The sequence below is a fragment of the Bradyrhizobium sp. USDA 4011 genome (assembly GCF_054063415.1).
The window spans coordinates 3,512,665-3,531,218 of sequence record NZ_JBSSGG010000001.1 but is presented as its reverse complement, the minus strand read 5'-3'; the positions used below and the strand labels follow the sequence as shown (position 1 = coordinate 3,531,218).

Sequence of the window (18,554 nt, the reverse complement as noted above, 5' to 3'; positions counted from 1 at the left end):
TCAATCCTTCTCTTCCTCGACCTGGGGCGCTGCGAGCGAGCGCAGCACCAGGACGGGAAGGATCAGCGTGAACACGATGACTTCCTTGAAATTGCTGGCGTAGAACGACGAGAAGGCCTCGACGATGCCGACCACGATGGCCGCGACCGCGGTCAGGGGATAGCTGACCAGGCCGCCGATGATGGCGGCGATAAAACCCTTCAGGCCGATCAGGAAGCCGGTGTCGTAGTAGAGCGTCGTGATCGGCACGATCAGGATGCCGGAAATCGCGCCGATCACGGAGGCGAGCAGGAACGCGATCTGGCCCGACAGCGTGGTGCGGATGCCGACCAGGCGGGCGCCGAGGCGATTGACCGCGGTGGCGCGCAACGCCTTGCCGGTCTTGGTGTAGCCGAAGAACAGCCACAGCCCCACGATGAAGCCGACCGTCAGGCCGTAGACGGCGAGGCTCTGGCCGGTGAAGCGCAACGGGCCCGCGGTCACCGCGGCGCTCGACAGCGCCGGGCCGCGCAGGCCTTCGGCGCCGAAGAACACCAGGCCGAGGCCTTGCAGCGCCAGATGACAGCCGACCGAGGCGATCAGGAGCACCAGCACGGAGGTATGCGCGATCGGCTGGAAGGCGATGCGATAGAGAAACAGCCCGATCGCCGCCACGATCAGCAGCGCCAGCGCGATGTTGACGGCGATCGGCGTATGGGGACCGACCAGGGCATAGACGAGGCCGAGCAGCGCTGTGGGAAAGACGATATTGAGCGCGACCGAGCGCAGCACCAGCCGGGCATGCAGCGCCTTGCGGGCGAAGAACAGGTCGAGCGCGAACGCGACGAGGCCCATCGCGACGGCAAGGCGCACCGTGCCGGGCACCTGGCCGGTCGCCAGCATGGCATAGCTCAACGCGCCGTAGGTGACGAATTCGCCTTGCGGGATCAGGATCACCCGCGTCACCGCGAACACCAGCACCAGGGCCAGCCCGAGCAGTGCGTAGATCGCGCCATTGGTGATGCCGTCCTGCAGCAGGAACAGCATGATCGTTGTGTTCAAGGCCGAGCGCTCCCCCTCAAGCGTCGGACCGCCGCGGCCGGCTGTGCCGGTCGGGTCGGCCGATATCGGCTGTTGATAGCCGTCGATATTTGATATGGTGTATAACGATTATTAGATATAACCTCAAGGTCCCCGAGCGTCCCGCGGGGGTTTTGTACCGGGATTGCGAGCCTGGAGCGATGACTGTTTCCAAAACTGCCTCCGATGCCGTCCGTTCGTCGCGTGCCCTGCGCAGGGAACCGGTCGATCCTGCCGGGGACGACAGCATGCTGCAATTGGGCGAACTGTCCGGACTGCTCGGCTATTCGTTGAAGCGCGCGCAGCTCAAGGTGTTCGAGGACTTCCTGCGCTGCGTCGCGCCGCTGCAGCTGACGCCGGCGCAGTTCTCGGTGCTGCTGCTGCTCGACAAGAATCCGGGCCGCAACCAGACGGAGATCGCCAATACGCTCGGCATCCTCCGGCCGAATTTCGTCGCCATGCTCGACGCGCTGGAGAGCCGCGACCTTTGCGCGCGGATGCGCTCGACCAACGACCGCCGCTCCCACATCCTGGTCCTGACCGACAAGGGCCGCGCCGTGCTGGCGCGCGCCAAGAAGCTGGTTGCCAACAAGCACGAGGCCCGGCTGATCGAGGTGCTCGGCCCGGCCAATCACGCCGCGCTGCTGGAGATGCTGGCGAAGCTCGCGCAGGAGTTTTGAGGGGCGGGTTTCGGCCCGTCGGCCGTCATTGCGAGGAGCGACAGCGGCGAAGCAATCCATCTCTCCGCACGTGACGCGGTGGATTGCTTCGCTGCGCTCGCAATGACGGGGAGAGAGCGGTGCGCGTCAGTCGACCAAAATCACCCTGACATCGTTGACATTGGTCAACGTCGGCCCGGTCAGCAGCAAATCGCCGGTCTGCGCGAAGAAGCCCGTGGCATCATTGTTCTCGAGATAGGCCCTCGGATCGAGGCCGATCGATTTCATCTTCGCGAAGGTCGCCTGATCGATCACGGCCCCGGCCGGGTCGGTGGCGCTGCCGGCGCCGCCGTCGGCACCGTCGGTGTCGGCGGCGAGCGCCGCGATGTCGGGCGTATCCTTGAGCAGGTCGGCCAGCGCCAGCGCGTATTCCTGGTTGGGGCCGCCGCGGCCATTGCCGCGCACCGTCACCGTAAGTTCGCCGCCGGAGATGATCGCGACGCGCTTGCGCTCGCCGCGGGCCTTCAGCGCGAGCCTGGCGTGTCCGGCCGCGACGTCGCGGGCCTCGCCTTCGAGATCGGCGCCGAGCGCGATGGTCTCGTAGCCGGCGTCCTGCGCGACCTTTACCGCGGCGTCGATCGAGGCCTTGGGCTTTGCCAGCAGTTCGAACGTCGCACGCGCAAAGGCGGGATCGCCCGGCTTGCAGCTCTCGTTCCTGGGATCGTCGAGCGCGCGGCGGACCGCGTCATCGATGGAGAGGTTGTACTTCGCGACCAGCGCGCGGGCATCCGCGAGCGTAGTCGGGTCCGGCACCGTCGGCCCCGAGGCGATCGCGGAGGGATCGTCATGCGGCACGTCGGAAATCGCCAGCGTGACGATCTCGGCGGCGTGCTGGCCGGCGCGCGCCAGCCGTCCGCCCTTGATCCGCGACAGATGCTTGCGGACGATGTTCATCTCGCCGATCGGCGCGCCGGAGCGCAGCAGCGCGCGGTTGACCTGCTGCTTCTGGGCAAAGCTCACGCCCTCGACGGGCGCGATCCAGTTCGCCGAGCCGCCGCCGGTCAGCAGCACCAGCAGGAGATCGTCGGGCGTGGCTTCCGCCGCCAGCCGCAGCGTATCGTCGGCCGCACGCAGGCCGGCTTCATCGGGCACCGGGTGGCCGGCCTCGACCACCTTGATACGGCGGGTCGGCACCCCGTGGCCGTGGCGGGTGGTGGCGATGCCGATCAGTCGCGATGGTTCGAGGCCGAGCGTGTCGAGATAGTGCCGCTCCGCCGCCGCGGCCATGGCGCCGGCGCCCTTGCCGGCGGCGAGGCAGATCACGCGTCCCTTCGGTGCCGGCCGCAGCCGCGATGCCAGCACGACATCGGGATGCGCAGCCGCCACCGCGGCATCGAAGATCGAACGCAGAAAGGGACGACGGTCGGTCATGGCTGTGCTTCCGTTACGCGGTCAGTTTCCGGCGAGTTCGCCGCTAATGACGTCGCCGAACAATTGCCAGCGCTCGCCCTTGAACTGCATCAGCTGCAATTGCTCGATCGGCTGGAAGTCGGACGGCCCGGTCGACAGCGTCACGCCGGGCAGCAGGCCGCCCTGCGCAAACTGCTTCAGGCTCGCCGCCTGCTTCATCACGTTGGCGCGGGTGAGATCGTCGCCGCAGCGGCGCAGCACCTCGACCATGGTGGTTGCCATGTTGTAGCCCGTCATCGCCGAGGCATCGGCGCGGTTGGTGTCGGGCATGTACTTGGCGAGCAACTCGTCGAACGCCTTCATGCCGGCATCGTCCTTCCACTGCGGATCGCTGGCGTCTTTGGCGTAGGCCGCCGAGATCACGCCCTGCGCATTGTCGAGCCCCGCCGGACGCATCACCGTCGCGGTGGAGGCCGAGACGTTGGAGACGATCGTCACCGGCTTCCAGTTCATCTCGCCTAGCTTCTTGATCGCCTGGGCGCCGAATTTCGGCGTGGTGAAGAAGATGATGACGTCGGGGTTGGCGGATTTCAGCCGCACCACATGGGAATCGATGGTCGGTTCGGCGACCTCATAGCTCTCCTTGGCGGCAATCCGCGCCGGATCGCCGGCGAAGCCGTCTTCCAGGCCCTTGAGGTAGTCCTTGCCCATGTCGTCGTTCTGATAGAGCACCGCGACCTTGGCGGCGGGCTTCTCCTTGAGCAGATATTTCGCGTAGATCCGCGACTCGCTCTGGTAGCTCGGCAGCCAGCCCATGGTCCACGGGAACGCTTTCGGATCGTTCCACTTGGTGGCGCCGGTGGCGACGAACAGCTGCGGCACCTTCTTGGCGTTGAGGTATTTCTGGATCGCGGTGTTGGAGGCGGTGCCGAGCGTGCCGAACAGGAACAGCACCTCGTCGCTTTCGACCAGCTTGCGGGCCTGCTCGACCGCCTTCGGCGGCGAATAGGCGTCGTCATAGGAGATGAAATTGATCTTGCGGCCGTTCATGCCGCCATCGTCGTTGACCTTCTTGAACACCGCAGCCATCGCCTTGCCGACCACGCCATAGGCCGACGCCGGGCCGCTATAGGGCACGATGTTGCCGATCTTGATCTCGGTATCGCTCGCACCGGTGTCGTATTTCTTCTGCGCCCACGCGGCATTGCCGGTCACGGCGGCGACGGTGAGGCCGAGCAGGGCGGTTGCGACACGGTGACGGATCGGCTTCGGCATTTCCCGAAAACTCCTTGTTGTTGCCGGCGCGCAAGGGCGCCGGGTTCGCTGCGGTTGTTGCCGGTTTTCCTAGCGCATTGCCGGGCAAAGTGTAAGCAGGCATCGCCCGGGCCGGTCGGCCCATGGTGAATGAAAAGCCCCCTGCGACGCGGTATCGCAGGGGGCCATTGTCGGTCGGTTGTCGGCAGGAAATCAGCCACCGACGTCGGCGCTGATGACGTCGCCGAACAGTTCCCATTTCTCGCCCTTGAACTTCATCAGCTGCAACTGGCTGATCGGGGCGAAATCGTTCGCGGCGGTATTGATCTTGATGCCGGGCAGCAGCACTTCGGTGCGGAAGTCCTTCAGGTTCGCCGCCTGCTTCATGATGTTCTCGCGCGTGAGGTTGTCGCCGCACTGCTTGAGCACTTGAACCAGGGTCTGGGCCACGCCGAAGCCGACCACGGTGCCGCCGTCGAGCTTGTCGCCCTCGGGGAAGTCCTTGGCCATGAAAGCGTAGAATTCCTTCATGCCGGGATCATTGTCCCATTGCTTGTCGGAAGCGTCCTTCAGGTAGGCGGCGGAGATGATGTCCTGCGCATTCTCGAAGCCGGCCGGTTTGATCACGCTGCCGACCGAGGCCGACACGTTGTTGAGGAAGTGGGTCGGCTTCCAGCCGATCTCGGCGACCTTCTTGATCGCCTGCGCCGCGAATTTCGGCGTCGCGATGTCGATGAAGACGTCGGCGTTGCTGGCTTTCAGCTTGACGATGTTGCTATCGATGGTCGGCTGGGAAGTCTCGAAGCTCTCTTCGGCGACGATCATGCTGGCGGCCTTCTGGCCGAGACCGTCCTTCAGGCCCTTCAGATAGTCCTTGCCGTAATCGTCGTTCTGGTAGAGCACCGCGATCTTGGCGTTCGGCATGTTCTTCAGGATGTACTTTGCGTAGATCTGGGTCTCGCTCTGGTAGTTGGGCTGCCAGCCCATGGTCCAGGGGAAGTCCTTCGGATCGTTCCACTTGGTGGCGCCGGTGGCGACGAACAGCTGCGGCACCTTCTTGGAGTTCATGTATTTCTGGATCGCCGAGTTCGACGGCGTGCCGAGCGAATTGAAGATCAGCAACACCTCGTCGCTTTCGACCAGCTTGCGGGCCTGCTCCACGGCTTTCGGCGGCGAGTAGGCGTCATCATAGGAGATGAAGTTGATCTTGCGGCCGTTGATGCCGCCGGCGTCGTTGATCTTCTTGAAATAGGCGGCCTCGGTGCGGCCGATGATGCCGTAGGCGGAGGCGGGTCCGCTATAGGGCATGATGTTGCCGATCTTGATCTCGGTGTCGCTGGCGCCGGTGTCGTATTTCTTCTGGGCAAGCGCAGCGCCACTGGATGCGGCGATCAGCGTCAGCGCAGCGGCAAATGCCGCCAGTTGTCGTGTTGCAGACATTCCGTCTCTCTCCCTGATTTCAGCCGATGTGTCGTGGCTCCTTGATGCGAGAGCTCTTTGTTGGTCGGAAAACTATCATCTTACCCAGGGCGCCTCAACGAAAAGCCCCTGCGGCATTGCCGCAGGGGCTGCATCTTTAGTCGACAATTTCGTGGTTAACCGCCGACGTCGCCACTCAAGATGTCACCGAACCGCTCCCAGGTCTGGCCCTTGAACCGCATCAGTTGCAGTTGCGAAATGGGCGCGAAGTCGGTGGGCGAGGTGTTGACCTTGATTCCCGGCAATAGTCCGTCGAGCTCGAGGTCGCGCAGGTTCGCGGCCTGCTTCATGACGTTCTCACGGGTCAGGTTGTCGCCGCAGGCCTTCAGCACGTGCACCAGGCCCTGCGAGACGATGTAGGCATACATCACGGACGCATCCGCGCGGTTTGCTTCCGGGTAGTACTTGTCCAGGAATTCGTTCCAAGCGATCATCGCCGGATCTTTTTTCCATTGCGGATCAGTCGGGTCCTTCAGGTACTGCGACGAAATGATGTCCTGGGCGTTCTCGAAGCCAGCCGGCTTGATCACGCTGCCGATCGAGGACGAGACGTTGTTGAGGAAGTGCAGCGGATGCCAGCCGAGCTCGTTGTTCTTCTTGATCGCCTGTGCCGCGAATTTCGGCGTCGTGATGTTGAAGAACACGTCGGCGCCGGAGGCCTTGAGACTGACGATGTGGGAGTCGATGGTCGGCTCCGTCACCTCGTAGCTGTCCTCGGCGACGATCATCGATGCAGCCTTGGCGCCGAGCCCGTCCTTGAAGCCCTTCAGATAGTCCTTGCCGTAATCGTCGTTCTGGTAGAGCACCGCGATCTTGGCGTCGGGCTTGTTCTTCAGGATGTACTTTGCGTAGATGATGGACTCGCTCTGGTAGTTGGGCTGCCAGCCCATCGTCCAGGGAAATTCCCTCGGGTCGTTCCACTTGGTGGCGCCGGTGGCGACGAACAGTTGCGGCACCTTCTTCTGGTTCATGTACTTCTGGATCGCCGAGTTCGGCGGCGTGCCGAGCGAATTGAAGATCAGCAGCACCTCGTCGCTCTCGACGAGCTTGCGCGCCTGCTCGACGGTCTTCGGTGGTGTGTAGGCGTCGTCATAGCTGATGAAGGTGATCTTGCGGCCGTTGATGCCACCCTCGGCGTTGATCTTGCGGAAATAGGCATCCTCGGTCTTGCCGATCACGCCATAGGCGGAAGCCGCTCCGCTGTAGGGCATGATGTTGCCGATCTTGATTTCGCTGTCGGAGGCACCGGTGTCGTATTTCTTCTGCGCGGCGGAGGGACTCGTGGTCGCTGCGAGCAATGCGAGGGCGGCCGAAAAGGCCCCCAACCGCAAACCGATAGCAGGCATTTTGATCTCCCTTGGATCACGGTGAATGTGTCACGATTTTTGGAGTGGGAGCACTTTGCGGCTCCTCGCGGCATTGAATACCTTTCGCCAGGCGCCAGCAACAGAAAGCCCCCCGCGGCGCTGCCGCGGAGGGCGTCATTTAGTCGAACGCGTTGCGAGGAAAGCCGGTGCCGCACTAACGCTTCCCAACACACGCGAAGCGTTTGTGTGGAGATCGTGCGTCGTCCTAGTTGCTGAGTCCGCTCGAGATGATGTCGCCGAACAGCTCCCACTTCTCGCCCTTGAAGCGCATCAGCTGCAACTGCTTGATCGGCGCGAAGTCGGTGGCGGAGGTGTTGATGCTGATGCCCGGCAGCAGCGTGCCGGGGACAAAATCCTTCAGGCTCGCGGCTTGCTTCATGACGTTGGCGCGGGTGAGGTCGTCACCGCACATCTCCAGCACCTGGACCATGGTCTGTGCGGCGGCGTAGCCGAAGGAGGTGGCGCCGTCGAGCTTGTTGGCGTCGGGATAATCCTTCTTGAGGAAGGCAAGGAATTTCTCCATGCCGGGGTCCTTGTCCCATTGCGGATCGGCGCCGTCCTTGAGATAGGACGCCGACAGGATGCCCTGCGAGTTCTCGAAGCCGGCCGGCTGCATGACGCCGCCGACCGAGGCTGAGACATTGGCGACGAACTGCAAGGGCGTCCACGCGATTTCGGCGGCCTTCTTGATCGCCTGCGCCGCGAATTTCGGTGACGTGATGCTGATGAAAGTGTCGGCGCCGGCGGCCTTCAGCTTGACGATATGACTGTCGATCGCAGGCTCCGACGTCTCGTAAGCTTCTTCGGCGACGATCATCGAGGCCTTGTCGCCGAAGGCGTCCTTCAGGCCCTTGAGGTAGTCCTTGCCGAAATCGTCGTTCTGGTAAAGCACGGCAACCTTGGCGTCTGCTTTGTGCTTCATGATGTATTTTGCGTAGACCCGCGCCTCGTCCTGGTAGGACGGCTGCCAGCCCATGGTCCATGGATAGTTCTTGGGGTCATTCCACTTGGAGGCGCCGGAGGCGATGAACAGCTGCGGCACCTGCTTCTCGTTCATGTATTTCCGGATCGCAGCGTTGCCTGCGGTGCCGACCGAGCCGAACAGCAGCAGCACCTCGTCGTCCTCGACCAGCTTGCGCGCCTGTTCCACCGTCTTGGGCGGCGAGTAGCCGTCGTCGTAGGAGATGAACGTGATCTTGCGGCCGTGGATGCCGCCAGCCTGGTTGATCATCTTGAAGTAGGCCGCCTCGGTCCTGCCGATCACCCCATAGGCCGAGGCGGGACCGCTGTAGGGCGCGGTGTTGCCGATCTTGATCTCGGTGTCGCTGGCCCCGGTGTCGTATTTCTTCTGCGCCAGCGCGACATTGCAGCTCGTCAGGAGCAGAGCCAATGCGGACAAGAGCGCCGTCAGGGGCGGACGTGCGGCAGTCATGGTTTCCCCACCTCGGGTTCTTTAGTTTCGAGTATTCAATACGATCGGCGCGGGGCGTCAACAAAAAGCCCCCGCGACTGCTATCGCGGAGGCTGTTGTGTTATTCCCGCAGTGCAACGTCACTCAGAGGGGACGTCGCCGGAAATGATGTCACCGAACAGTTCCCACTTCTGGCCCTTGAAGCGCTGCATCTGCAGCTGGGCGATCGGGGCGAAGTCGGTGGCCGAAGTGTTGATCTTGACGCCGGGCAGCAGGGTGTCCGGCGTAAAGTCCTTCAGGCTCGCCGCCTGCTTCATGACGTTGGCGCGGGTGAGATCGTCGCCGCACATTTCCAGCACCTTGGCGAGCGTCTGCGCGGCGCCATAGCCGTAGACATAGCCGCCGTCGGTCTTGTCGGCGCCCGGCATGTACTTGTCGAGAAACTCGGACCACTTCTTCATGCCGGGGTCGTTGTTCCACTGCGAGTCGGCGCCGTCCTTGGCATAGGCCGCCGACAGCACGCCCTGGGCGTTGTCGAAGCCGGCCGGCTGCATCACGCTGCCGACCGAGGCCGACACGTTGGTGATGATCTGCAGCGGCTTCCAGCCGAGCTCGGCGGTCTTCTTGATGGTCTGCGCGCCGAACTTCGGCGTGGTGTAGATCAGCAGCACGTCCGGATTGGCGGCCTTGATCTTGACGATGTGGCCGTCGATCGACGGCTCGGACACCTCATAGCTCTCCTCCATGATGATGCTGGAGGCCGCCTTGGCGCCGAAACCGTCCTTGGTGCCCTTGAGGTAGTCTTTGCCGAAATCGTCGTTCTGATAGAGGATCGCGACCTTGGCGTCGGGCTTCTCCTTCATCAGCCATTTGGCATAGATCTGCGCTTCGCTCTGGTAGCTCGGCTGCCAGCCCATGGTCCACGGGAAGTTCTTCGGATCGTTCCACTTGGTGGCGCCGGTTGCGACGAACAGCTGCGGGATCTTCTTGGAATTCAGGTATTTCTGGATCGCGGTGTTGGACGGCGTGCCGAGCGGGTTGAAGACCAGCAGCACTTCGTCGCTCTCGACCAGCTTGCGCACCTGCTCGACCGCTTTCGGCGGCGAATAGGCGTCGTCATAGCTGACGAAATTGACCTTGCGGCCGTTGATGCCGCCGCGGTCGTTGATCATCTTGAAGTAGGCTTCTTCGGTCTTGCCGATCACGCCGTAGGCGGAGGCCGGTCCCGAATAGGGGATGATGTTGCCGACCTTGATCTCGGTATCGCTTGCGCCGGTGTCGTATTTCTTTTGGGCGAATGCGGCAGTGGACGTCGCGGCAACAGCGACGATCGCCGCGGAAATCGCGGCGATCCGAACGGTAGAAAGCATAATGTCTCCTGGTTTGGTTCTAAAGATTCTTAGTTTTTCTTGAGCTTTGCGGCCAGTTGCTGGGCAACGATCGCAACCTGCCTGGCGCCGTGCGGCACGAGGAAGATGACGAGGAACAGCAGCACGCCAAACACCGCGCCCGAAAGGCCCTTCGAGATGCCTTCGGCGATGTTCGGCACGAAGATGATGAAGGCGGAGCCTACGATCGAGCCGGGCAGCCAGCCGACGCCGCCGACGACCATGCCGAGGAACAGCGAGATCGCGAGCTGGATGGTGTAGCCGTCGGGCGCCACGAACTGCACCGCAATGGCGCCGAGACCGCCGGCAACGCCGGTGATGCCGGCCGAGACGCCGAACGCCAGCGTCTTGTACAGCGCGACGTCGACGCCCATCGCGGAAGCCGCGATCTCGTTGTCGCGGATCGCCATGAAGGCGCGGCCGGAGCGCGAGCGCAGCAGGTTCACCGAGGCGACGTAGATCGCGATCGAGACCGCCAGGGTGAAGTAGTAGAGCCACATGTCCTGCGACATTGGCAGCCCGAACGGGGCATCCGGCTTGGTGACCACGAGGCCCTGCACGCCGCCGGTCCACTGCTCGAAATAGCCGAGCTTGAGGAGCTGCGGCATTGCGGTGGCGAGCGCGAAGGTCGCGAGCGCCAGATAGACGCCGGATAGCCGGAGTGCCGGCTGGCCGAATAGGAAGCCGAAGCCGAAGCAGACGATGCCGGCGACCGGCAGCGTCAGGGCATAGTTCATGCCCGCATGCTCCATCAGGATCGCCGACGTATAGGCGCCGACGGCGTAGAACGCGCTCTGGCCGAGCGAGAACTGGCCGCTTCCGCCGGTCAGGATGTTGAGCGCCATCACCGCAAGCGCGTAGATCAGAAGCATCGTCATCTGGAAGATGATGAAGTTCTTCACGAACAGGGGGATCAGGATCAGCGCGGCGAGCACGACGAGCGAGGTGCCGTAGCCCAGCGTCATGGCACGCTTGGGCACAGCCTCGACGGCGGGGACTTCTGTGACGATTTCTTCAGCGGCGCTCATGATCAAACTCGCTTGACGATGGCGCGGCCGAACAGGCCTGCCGGTTTAACGACCAGGACGACGATGATCAGCGCAAGCGCGATCGGAAGTTTAAGCTCATTGCCGACGCCGGGGATGTAGGTGCCGACGAGGTTCTCGAAGATGCCGACCAGAAAGCCGCCCATCACGGCGCCGAACGGCGAGGTCAGGCCGCCGAGCACGGCCGCGGCGAATCCGTAGATCAGCACGCCGAGCATCATGTTCGGCTCGAGGAACACCACCGGCGCGATCATCATGCCGGCGATCGAGCCGATCGCGGACGCCATGCCCCAACCCAGCGCGATCATCCAGGAGGTATTGATGCCGACCAGCCGCGCCGATTCAGGCAGCGAGGCGGCCGCCCGCATCGCAAGGCCGACCCGGGTGAAGCGGAAGAAGAAGAACAGCAGCAGCAGCATCAGCAGCGTGATGCCGATCATGCCGGCCTGGTGGGTCGAGATCAGCTGGCTGCCGAGGAACGGCGAGGAGCCGAACGGCGTCGGATACTGCTTGATGGTGAAGTCCCAGATCAGGCCGGCGACCGAGTTGATGATCGCATACAGCGCGATGAAGCCGGCGACATTGGTCAGGATCGGGGCCTTGGCCAGCGGCTTGAACAGCAACCGCTCGATGACGATGCCGGCGACAAACGAAAAGGCGACGGTGAGCACGAAGGCGCCCCAATATGGCACACCCCATTGCATCAGCTGCCAGGATACGAAGGTCGAGAACATCGCCATTTCGCCCTGGGCGAAATTCAGATGGTCGATGGCCTGGTAGATCATCACGACCGCGAGCGCCATGCAGGCATAGATCGCGCCCGTGGCGATGCCGGCCAGGACCTGGTTGGCAAAAAGCTCCATTGTGCCAGCTCCTCAGTAGCCGAGATAGGATTTGCGGACGTCTTCGTTGTTCGCGATGTCCTTGGCATTGCCCGACATCACGATCCGTCCGGTTTCGATCACATAGGCCTGGTCGGCGAGCTCGAGCGCGAGCTGCGCGTTCTGCTCGACCACCAGGATGGTCACCTTTTCCTCGCGATTGATCTTGCCGAGGATGCGGAACAGGTCGCGCACGATCAGCGGCGCGAGGCCGAACGACGGTTCGTCGAGCAGCATCAGGCGCGGCCGCAGCATCAGGGCGCGCGCCACGGCGAGCATCTGCTGCTCGCCGCCCGACAGCGTGCCGGCCTGCTGGGTGTAGCGCTGCTTCAGCACCGGGAAATGCTCGTACATCCGCTCGATGTCGGAGCCGATGGCGTTCTTGTCGGAACGGCTGATGGCGCCGAGCTGCAGGTTCTCCTCCACCGTCATGTTGGTGAAGGTGCCGCGGCCCTGCGGCACATGGGCGATGCCGAGGCGGACCACGTTTTCAGTGGAGCGGGTGCCGATCGGCTTGCCCTCGAACTCGATCGCGCCGGTCGAACGCACCATGTTGCAGATCGCCCGCAGCGTGGTGGTCTTACCGGCGCCGTTGGCGCCGAGCAGGGTGGTCAACGAACCCTCGTTGAGCGAGAAACTGAGGCCGTGCAGGGCCTGGACCTGACCGTAATAGGCGCGCAGGTCCTTGACGTTGAGCATCGCGGTCATTGGTCCTTGCTCCCCAGATAGGCCTTGATGACGTCGGGGTCGGCCTGGACCTGGGCCGGCGTGCCTTCGGCCAGCTTGCGGCCGAAATTGAGCGCGACGACGTGGTCGGCGATCGACATCACGAGACCCATGTGATGCTCGACCAGCAACACCGTAATTTTACGGTCATCGCGGATTTTGCGGATCAAATCGCCGAGCACATAGACTTCCTCGTGATTGAGGCCGCCGGCCGGCTCGTCGAGCAGCAGGATCTTCGGATCCGCCGCCAGGGCGCGCGCCAGCTCGACGCGCTTCTGGGTGCCGAACGGAAGTCCCGAAACCACGGTGTGGGCGACGTCCTCGAGATCGAGGTAGCCGAGGATGTCGTGCACCTTCTTGTTCATGTCGCTCTCGCCGCGGCGGACCCAGGCGAGGCGCAGCGAGTCGCTGACGATGTCGCTCGATGTGCGCGCATGCGCGCCGACGCGCACATTGTCGATCACCGACAGATTGGGGAACAGCGCGACGTTCTGAAAGGTGCGGCCGATGCCGATCTCGGCGATCCGGTGCGGCGGCCGCGACAGGATGCTCTTGCCTTCCATCAGGATGTCGCCGGACGACGGCTGATAGAGCCGCGACAGGCAATTGAACAGCGTCGTCTTGCCGGCGCCGTTCGGTCCGATCAGGCCGAGGATCTGCCCATGGCGCATGTCGAACGACACGCCATTCAGTGCAATGATGCCGCCGAACACGACGCTGACGTCGCGAACTGCGAGCAGGGGATCATTCCCCTGCGCGAGCTGTGCCTGCGTCATCTCGTCTCGCCCGCCATCTTTGAGCGGTGCGAGCGGCCCTGCGATGGATTTCGCCGGACGCGATGGAGGCTATCTGATCCCCTCGGCCAAACGTGCAACTTTCCCTCCTACTCTAGACTTTTTGCTTTGTTCTTTTTTGGATTGCGGCGCTATTCCACCGAGCGCCTGCTCGATGTTCCTTACCATCGCGACAAGGCGAGGTCCAATGTCGTTGAGTAATCTATCTTCCGTGAAGCGGAATGCCGGCGCGCCGCAATTGAAGGCGTAAGGACCGGTTCCGTCGTTCAATTTCAATGCAACGCCGGCTGCGGCGACGTCGTTCTGCCAGTCGCCGGTGGACAGGGTGAAGCCGTGCTTCGCCACCGTCTCGCCGGAGCGCTCGATGCCGTCGCGGATCTTGGCCCAGCGGCTGCCATAGTGGTCCCGCAGCTCGCGTAGTAGAGCCGCACGTTCTTCGGGTGGCAATGCCCAAATATAGGCACGGCCCATCGCTGTGGTTGCGATCGGAATGCGCGAACCGACGTCGAGTTGCACGCCGAGCGTCAGGCCGTTCCGGCTCTGGCCGAAGTAGATCATGCTGTGACGGTCGCGGCCGCCGACCGCGACCGCGCCGCCGGTCGCGCGCATCACTTCTTCTCGATACGGCTCGGACAAATGCCGAACGCCGAGATTGGCGAGCGCGGCGTAGCCGAGCGCCATCGCCGACGGCGCGAGCTGATACTTTTCGAATTTCGGTACAGGTGTAAGGTATCCCAGCTTGGTCAGCGTGTAGGTCAGCCGGGAAATGGTTGGTTTCGGTAACTTGGTGCGGGCGGCAATCTCCTGATTGCCGAGCAGCCCGTCATTGGGCTGAAATGCACGCAGGACATCCAGTCCGCGGGAAAGCGCGACGACGAAATTGCGATCGGTCGCTGCTTTCTTGCTGGCGCGCTTCATTCCCTGCCCTTGTCATGCTCGTTGACAAGGCTCGTGCTTCAAAATAACCCTCCGTGTCAAGATGTGGAATTAAATTTCGCAGTGCGAAATTGGTCTAATCCTAGCCGCTCGACGCCAGCCGTGCAGCTACTCAACGCAAGTTCAAGAACAAGCATCCAGGGAGAGTTCCGGTGAGTGAAGTCGTCAAGCTCGAACGTCATGACAACATTGCCGTCGTCACGGTTAACAGTCCGCCCGTGAACGCGCTGAGCGCTGCCGTGCGCGGCGGCATCTTCGATTGCGTCAAGAGCGCCATCGATGACGCGCAGGTCCAGGGTATCGTGCTGACCTGCGCCGGCCGCACCTTCATCGCCGGCGCCGACATCACCGAATTCGGCAAACCGCCGAAGCCGCCCGGCCTCGCCGACGTGCTGAGCCTGATGGAGAGCTCGCCGAAGCCGATCGTTGCCGCGATCCACGGCACCGCGCTCGGCGGTGGCCTCGAGGTCGCGCTGGCCTGCCACTATCGCGTCGCCACCAAGGACGCCAAGCTCGGTCTGCCCGAGGTGAAGCTCGGCCTGCTGCCGGGCGCCGGCGGCACCCAGCGTCTGCCGCGTGCGGTCGGTCCCGAGCTCGCGGTCAAGATGATCGTCGGCGGCGATCCGATCGGCGCGGATGCCGCGCTGAAGGCCGGCCTGATCGATGAGATCGTCGAGGGTCCGGCGTCGGGCGGCGAGGCATTTGCGCGCAAGGTGGTCGCCGAGAAGCGTCCGTTGCGCAAGCTGCGCGATGACGACAGCAAGCTCGCCGCGGCCAAGGCCGACCGTTCGATCTTCACCAATGCGGTCGCTGCGCTGACCAAGAAGTCGCGCGGCCTCGAGGCGCCGTTCGCCGCCGCCGACGCCGTCGGCGCCGCGATCGACCTGCCGTTCGATGAGGGCCTGAAGAAGGAGCGCGAGGGCTTCCTCAAGCTGATGAACGGCGAACAGTCCAAGGCGCAGCGCTACGCCTTCTTCGCCGAGCGCGAAGCCGCCAAGATCTCCGGCGTCCCCGAGGGCACCAAGGGCCGCAACGTGGCGCGCGTCGCCATCCTCGGCGCCGGCACCATGGGTGGCGGCATCGCGATGTCGTTCGCCAATGCCGGCATCCCGGTCACCCTGATCGAGACCGGCGAGGAGCAGCTCAAGCGCGGCATGGGCATCATGCAGAAGAACTACGAGGCGACCGCCGCGCGCGGTGGCATCCCGGCGGACGCGCCCGCCAAGCGCATGGCGCTGATCAACGGCGTCGTCGGCATCGAGAACATCGGCGACGCCGATCTCGTGATCGAGGCGGTGTTCGAGACCATGGCGGTCAAGAAGGAAGTGTTCGGCAAGCTCGATCAGTACGCCAAGCCGGGCGCGGTGCTGGCCTCCAACACCTCCTACCTCAACATCGACGAGATCGCGAAGGCGACCAAGCGTCCTCAGGACGTGCTCGGCATGCACTTCTTCTCGCCGGCCAACGTCATGAAGCTGTGCGAGATCGTGCGCGCCGACAAGACCGCGCCGGATGCGCTGGTCACCGCCGTCTCGATCGCGCGCAAGATCGCCAAGGTGCCGGCCGTGGTCGGCGTCTGCGACGGCTTCGTCGGCAATCGCATGCTGGCGCAGCGCGGCAAGCAGGCCGAAAAGCTGTTGTTCGAAGGCGCGCTGCCGCAGCAGGTCGACGCTGTTGTCACCAAGTTCGGCATGCCGATGGGCCCGTTCGCGATGGGCGATCTCGCCGGTCTCGATATCGGCTGGCGCTCGCGCAAGGACCGCGGCATCAAGTCGGAGATCGCGGACGCGCTGTGCGAAGCCGGCCGTTTCGGCCAGAAGACCGGCAAGGGCTACTACAAGTATGAAGCGGGCTCGCGCGCGGCGCTGCCCGATCCCGAGGTCGAGAAGCTGATCGACGAGACGCTGGCGCGCCTCGGCCGCAAGAAGCGCGTCGTCAGCGACGACGAGATCCTCGAGCGCATGATGTACCCGATGATCAACGAAGGCGCGAAGATCCTCGCCGAGGGCATCGCGGCGCGTCCGTCGGATATCGACGTGGTCTGGCTCTATGGCTATGGCTGGCCGATCTATCGTGGCGGCCCGATGTTCTGGGCCGACACCGTCGGCCTCAAGCACATCGCGGATCGCCTGGCCTTCTACGCCAAGGAGACCAACGATCCTTCGCTCGAGCCGGCGCCGCTGCTGAAGAAGCTCGCGGACGAAGGCAAGACCTTCGCCTCGCTCGCCGCCGTGTCGAAGGCGGCGTGATCTTTCTTGGCGCCACTGGCTCGGTGTTCGGGTTCCCTCTCCCCTTGTGGGAGAGGGTTAGGGAGAGGTGTGGCCGCATCGGCACTGCCCGCGTGAACCCCCTTCCCCAACCCCTCCCCACAAGGGGGAGGGGAGCCCACACGCCGATGCTCACCTAACAGGTGTTGAACGTTTCCATGACCTATCCCGGCGAACAATATTATCCCAAGGGCGTGCAGTGGAGCGACGAGATCACGCGCGGCACGCTGCCGGACCTGCTCTCGAATGCGGCTGCCGAGTTCGGCGCACGTCCGGTGCTCGAATTTCGCGACCGGCAGATCAGCTACAGCGAGCTTGAGGCGCTGGTCGAGACCGCGGCGGCCGCCTTCATGCGGGCCGGTTACGGCAAGGGCACCTCGGTCGCGCTGTTTCTCGGCAACTCGCCGGACCATCCGATCAACTTCTTCGGCGCGCTGAAGGCCGGAGCGCGCGTCGTGCATCTGTCGCCGCTCGACGGCGAGATCGCGCTGTCGCACAAGCTCTCCGATTCAGGCGCACGGGTGCTGGTCACCAGCAACCTGTCGGCGCTGTTGCCGACCGCGCTGAAATTCCTCGCCAAGGGGCTGCTCGACCGCCTGATCGTTTGCGAGGACGATCATTGGGGCAAGGTCGGCACACCGCAAGCCGCGCTGCCCGATAACCCTGCGATCATCACCCACCGCCAGTTCATCGAGGGCGCAGTCAAGCCGTCGCAATGGCCTGCCGTCGACGTCGAGGACGTCGCGCTGCTGCAATATACCGGCGGCACCACCGGCCTGCCCAAGGGCGCCATGCTCAGCCACGGCAATCTCACCGCGGCGGTGTCGATCTATGATGTCTGGGGCAAGCCCGCGCGGCTCGAACGCAACGCGATCGAGCGCGTCATCTGCGTGCTGCCGCTGTTTCATATCTATGCGCTGACCGTCGTGCTGCTGTCGGCGATCCGGCGCGGCCATCTGATCTCGCTGCATCAGCGCTTCGACGTCGAGGCCGTGATGCGCGACATCGAGGTCAAGCGCGCGACGGTGTTTCCCGGCGTGCCGACGATGTGGATCGCGATCGCCTCGCTGCCGGATCTCGACAAGCGCGATCTGTCCTCGCTGGTGGTCGCCGGCTCCGGCGGCGCGCCGCTGCCGGTCGAGGTCGCAAAGATCTTCGAGCGCCGCGTCGGCATGAAGCTGAAGAGCGGCTGGGGCATGACCGAGACCTGTTCGCCCGGCACCGGCCACCCCAAGGAAGGGCCGGAGAAGCCGGGCTCGATCGGGCTGATGCTGCCCGGCATCGAGATGGACGTGGTGTCGCTGGAGGATTCCACCAAGGTGATGCCGGTCGGCGAGGTCGGCGAAATCCGCATCCGCGGCCCGAACGTCACCAAAGGTTACTGGAACAGGCCGGCGGAGACCGCGGAAGCCTTTGTCGGCGACCGCTTCCTGACCGGCGACATCGGCTACATGGATGCCGACGGCTATTTCTATCTGGTCGACCGCAAGAAGGACATGATCATCTCCGGCGGCTTCAACGTCTATCCGCAGATGATCGAACAAGCGATCTACACGCATCCCGCCGTGCAGGAAGTAATCGTGATCGGCATCCCCGACGATTACCGCGGCGAGGCGGCAAAGGCGTTCATCAAGCTGCGCGACGGCGAGAAAGTGTTCTCGATCGACGAGCTGCGCGCATTCCTCACCGGCAAGGTCGGCAAGCATGAATTGCCGGCGGCGGTCGAGTTCGTCGACGAGCTGCCGCGCACCCCGGTCGGCAAGCTGTCCCGTTACGAACTGCGCCAGCAGCAGCCGAAGACGTCTCAAACCACGCAACAAGCCGCATCAGGATCGCGCTCATGATGGACGCCGTCATCGGGTCCGTTCGAGGTGTTG

15 protein-coding genes are annotated in these 18,554 nt (G+C 63.7%); 3 read left to right on the top strand and 12 right to left on the bottom strand.

The features are described from left to right. Positions 1-1,041 carry a branched-chain amino acid ABC transporter permease gene (locus ACVW1C_RS16465; RefSeq protein WP_456759322.1) on the bottom strand — a complete coding sequence of 347 codons (1,041 nt, stop codon included), beginning with the start codon at positions 1,039-1,041 and terminating at the stop codon, positions 1-3. Between the two features lie 179 nt (positions 1,042-1,220). On the opposite strand from ACVW1C_RS16465, the gene ACVW1C_RS16460 reads away from it, so the two are divergent. Next, positions 1,221-1,739, top strand: a complete 519-nt coding sequence (locus tag ACVW1C_RS16460) for a MarR family winged helix-turn-helix transcriptional regulator (RefSeq protein ID WP_097676731.1) — start codon at positions 1,221-1,223, stop codon at positions 1,737-1,739. A 126-nt stretch (positions 1,740-1,865) separates the two neighbouring features. Here ACVW1C_RS16460 and ACVW1C_RS16455 read toward each other — a convergent pair whose 3' ends face one another. From ACVW1C_RS16455 to ACVW1C_RS16405, 11 genes are all read right to left on the bottom strand, one after another. After that, positions 1,866-3,149, bottom strand: coding sequence for a glycerate kinase type-2 family protein (locus ACVW1C_RS16455; RefSeq protein WP_456759321.1), 1,284 nt, complete (start codon positions 3,147-3,149; stop codon positions 1,866-1,868). 21 nt (positions 3,150-3,170) lie between these two features. Beyond that, entirely contained in the window at positions 3,171-4,403 is a 1,233-nt protein-coding gene (locus ACVW1C_RS16450) for an ABC transporter substrate-binding protein (protein ID WP_456759320.1), read from the bottom strand. Between the two features lie 192 nt (positions 4,404-4,595). Next, positions 4,596-5,822, bottom strand: a complete 1,227-nt coding sequence (locus ACVW1C_RS16445) for an ABC transporter substrate-binding protein (RefSeq protein WP_456759319.1) — start codon at positions 5,820-5,822, stop codon at positions 4,596-4,598. 155 nt (positions 5,823-5,977) lie between these two features. Further along, positions 5,978-7,207 (bottom strand): ABC transporter substrate-binding protein, encoded by a 1,230-nt coding sequence (locus ACVW1C_RS16440; protein ID WP_456759318.1) that lies wholly within the window; start codon positions 7,205-7,207, stop codon positions 5,978-5,980. Between the two features lie 226 nt (positions 7,208-7,433). Continuing rightward, positions 7,434-8,660 carry an ABC transporter substrate-binding protein gene (locus ACVW1C_RS16435; protein ID WP_456759317.1) on the bottom strand — a complete coding sequence of 409 codons (1,227 nt, stop codon included), beginning with the start codon at positions 8,658-8,660 and terminating at the stop codon, positions 7,434-7,436. A 119-nt stretch (positions 8,661-8,779) separates the two neighbouring features. Beyond that, complete coding sequence (locus ACVW1C_RS16430; protein WP_092119463.1) at positions 8,780-10,009, bottom strand: ABC transporter substrate-binding protein; 1,230 nt, start codon at positions 10,007-10,009, stop codon at positions 8,780-8,782. Between the two features lie 29 nt (positions 10,010-10,038). Next, the gene (locus ACVW1C_RS16425; protein ID WP_456759316.1) at positions 10,039-11,055 is read right to left on the bottom strand and encodes a branched-chain amino acid ABC transporter permease; all 1,017 of its coding nucleotides are present in this window, start codon (positions 11,053-11,055) and stop codon (positions 10,039-10,041) included. A 2-nt stretch (positions 11,056-11,057) separates the two neighbouring features. After that, positions 11,058-11,936, bottom strand: coding sequence for a branched-chain amino acid ABC transporter permease (locus tag ACVW1C_RS16420; protein ID WP_456759315.1), 879 nt, complete (start codon positions 11,934-11,936; stop codon positions 11,058-11,060). A gap of 12 nt (positions 11,937-11,948) precedes the next feature. After that, positions 11,949-12,662, bottom strand: a complete 714-nt coding sequence (locus ACVW1C_RS16415; RefSeq protein WP_097676739.1) for an ABC transporter ATP-binding protein — start codon at positions 12,660-12,662, stop codon at positions 11,949-11,951. Continuing rightward, positions 12,659-13,456 (bottom strand): ABC transporter ATP-binding protein, encoded by a 798-nt coding sequence (locus ACVW1C_RS16410; protein ID WP_050406254.1) that lies wholly within the window; start codon positions 13,454-13,456, stop codon positions 12,659-12,661. The genes ACVW1C_RS16415 and ACVW1C_RS16410 overlap by 4 nt, the downstream gene beginning before the upstream one ends. A 69-nt stretch (positions 13,457-13,525) precedes the next feature. Continuing rightward, positions 13,526-14,392, bottom strand: coding sequence for an IclR family transcriptional regulator (locus ACVW1C_RS16405; protein WP_456759314.1), 867 nt, complete (start codon positions 14,390-14,392; stop codon positions 13,526-13,528). A gap of 170 nt (positions 14,393-14,562) precedes the next feature. On the opposite strand from ACVW1C_RS16405, the gene ACVW1C_RS16400 reads away from it, so the two are divergent. Together ACVW1C_RS16400 and pimA are read left to right on the top strand one after the other, a co-directional pair. Beyond that, a complete protein-coding gene (locus ACVW1C_RS16400) occupies positions 14,563-16,659 on the top strand; it encodes a 3-hydroxyacyl-CoA dehydrogenase NAD-binding domain-containing protein (protein WP_456759313.1) in 2,097 nt (698 codons plus the stop codon). A 176-nt stretch (positions 16,660-16,835) separates the two neighbouring features. Further along, positions 16,836-18,521: a dicarboxylate--CoA ligase PimA gene (gene pimA, locus ACVW1C_RS16395; protein ID WP_456759312.1), complete on the top strand. Its 1,686-nt coding sequence runs from the start codon at positions 16,836-16,838 to the stop codon at positions 18,519-18,521. Positions 18,522-18,554: the final 33 nt, after the last annotated feature.

Coding starts and splice junctions, on each gene's coding strand:
- ACVW1C_RS16425 (WP_456759316.1), bottom strand. CDS start 11,055: ATGAGCGCCGCTGAAGAAATCGTCACAGAAGTCCCCGCCGTCGAGGCT.
- ACVW1C_RS16460 (WP_097676731.1), top strand. CDS start 1,221: ATGACTGTTTCCAAAACTGCCTCCGATGCCGTCCGTTCGTCGCGTGCC.
- ACVW1C_RS16405 (WP_456759314.1), bottom strand. CDS start 14,392: ATGAAGCGCGCCAGCAAGAAAGCAGCGACCGATCGCAATTTCGTCGTC.
- ACVW1C_RS16450 (WP_456759320.1), bottom strand. CDS start 4,403: ATGCCGAAGCCGATCCGTCACCGTGTCGCAACCGCCCTGCTCGGCCTC.
- ACVW1C_RS16430 (WP_092119463.1), bottom strand. CDS start 10,009: ATGCTTTCTACCGTTCGGATCGCCGCGATTTCCGCGGCGATCGTCGCT.
- ACVW1C_RS16410 (WP_050406254.1), bottom strand. CDS start 13,456: ATGACGCAGGCACAGCTCGCGCAGGGGAATGATCCCCTGCTCGCAGTT.
- ACVW1C_RS16455 (WP_456759321.1), bottom strand. CDS start 3,149: ATGACCGACCGTCGTCCCTTTCTGCGTTCGATCTTCGATGCCGCGGTG.
- ACVW1C_RS16435 (WP_456759317.1), bottom strand. CDS start 8,660: ATGACTGCCGCACGTCCGCCCCTGACGGCGCTCTTGTCCGCATTGGCT.
- ACVW1C_RS16445 (WP_456759319.1), bottom strand. CDS start 5,822: ATGTCTGCAACACGACAACTGGCGGCATTTGCCGCTGCGCTGACGCTG.
- ACVW1C_RS16440 (WP_456759318.1), bottom strand. CDS start 7,207: ATGCCTGCTATCGGTTTGCGGTTGGGGGCCTTTTCGGCCGCCCTCGCA.
- ACVW1C_RS16415 (WP_097676739.1), bottom strand. CDS start 12,662: ATGACCGCGATGCTCAACGTCAAGGACCTGCGCGCCTATTACGGTCAG.
- pimA (WP_456759312.1), top strand. CDS start 16,836: ATGACCTATCCCGGCGAACAATATTATCCCAAGGGCGTGCAGTGGAGC.
- ACVW1C_RS16420 (WP_456759315.1), bottom strand. CDS start 11,936: ATGGAGCTTTTTGCCAACCAGGTCCTGGCCGGCATCGCCACGGGCGCG.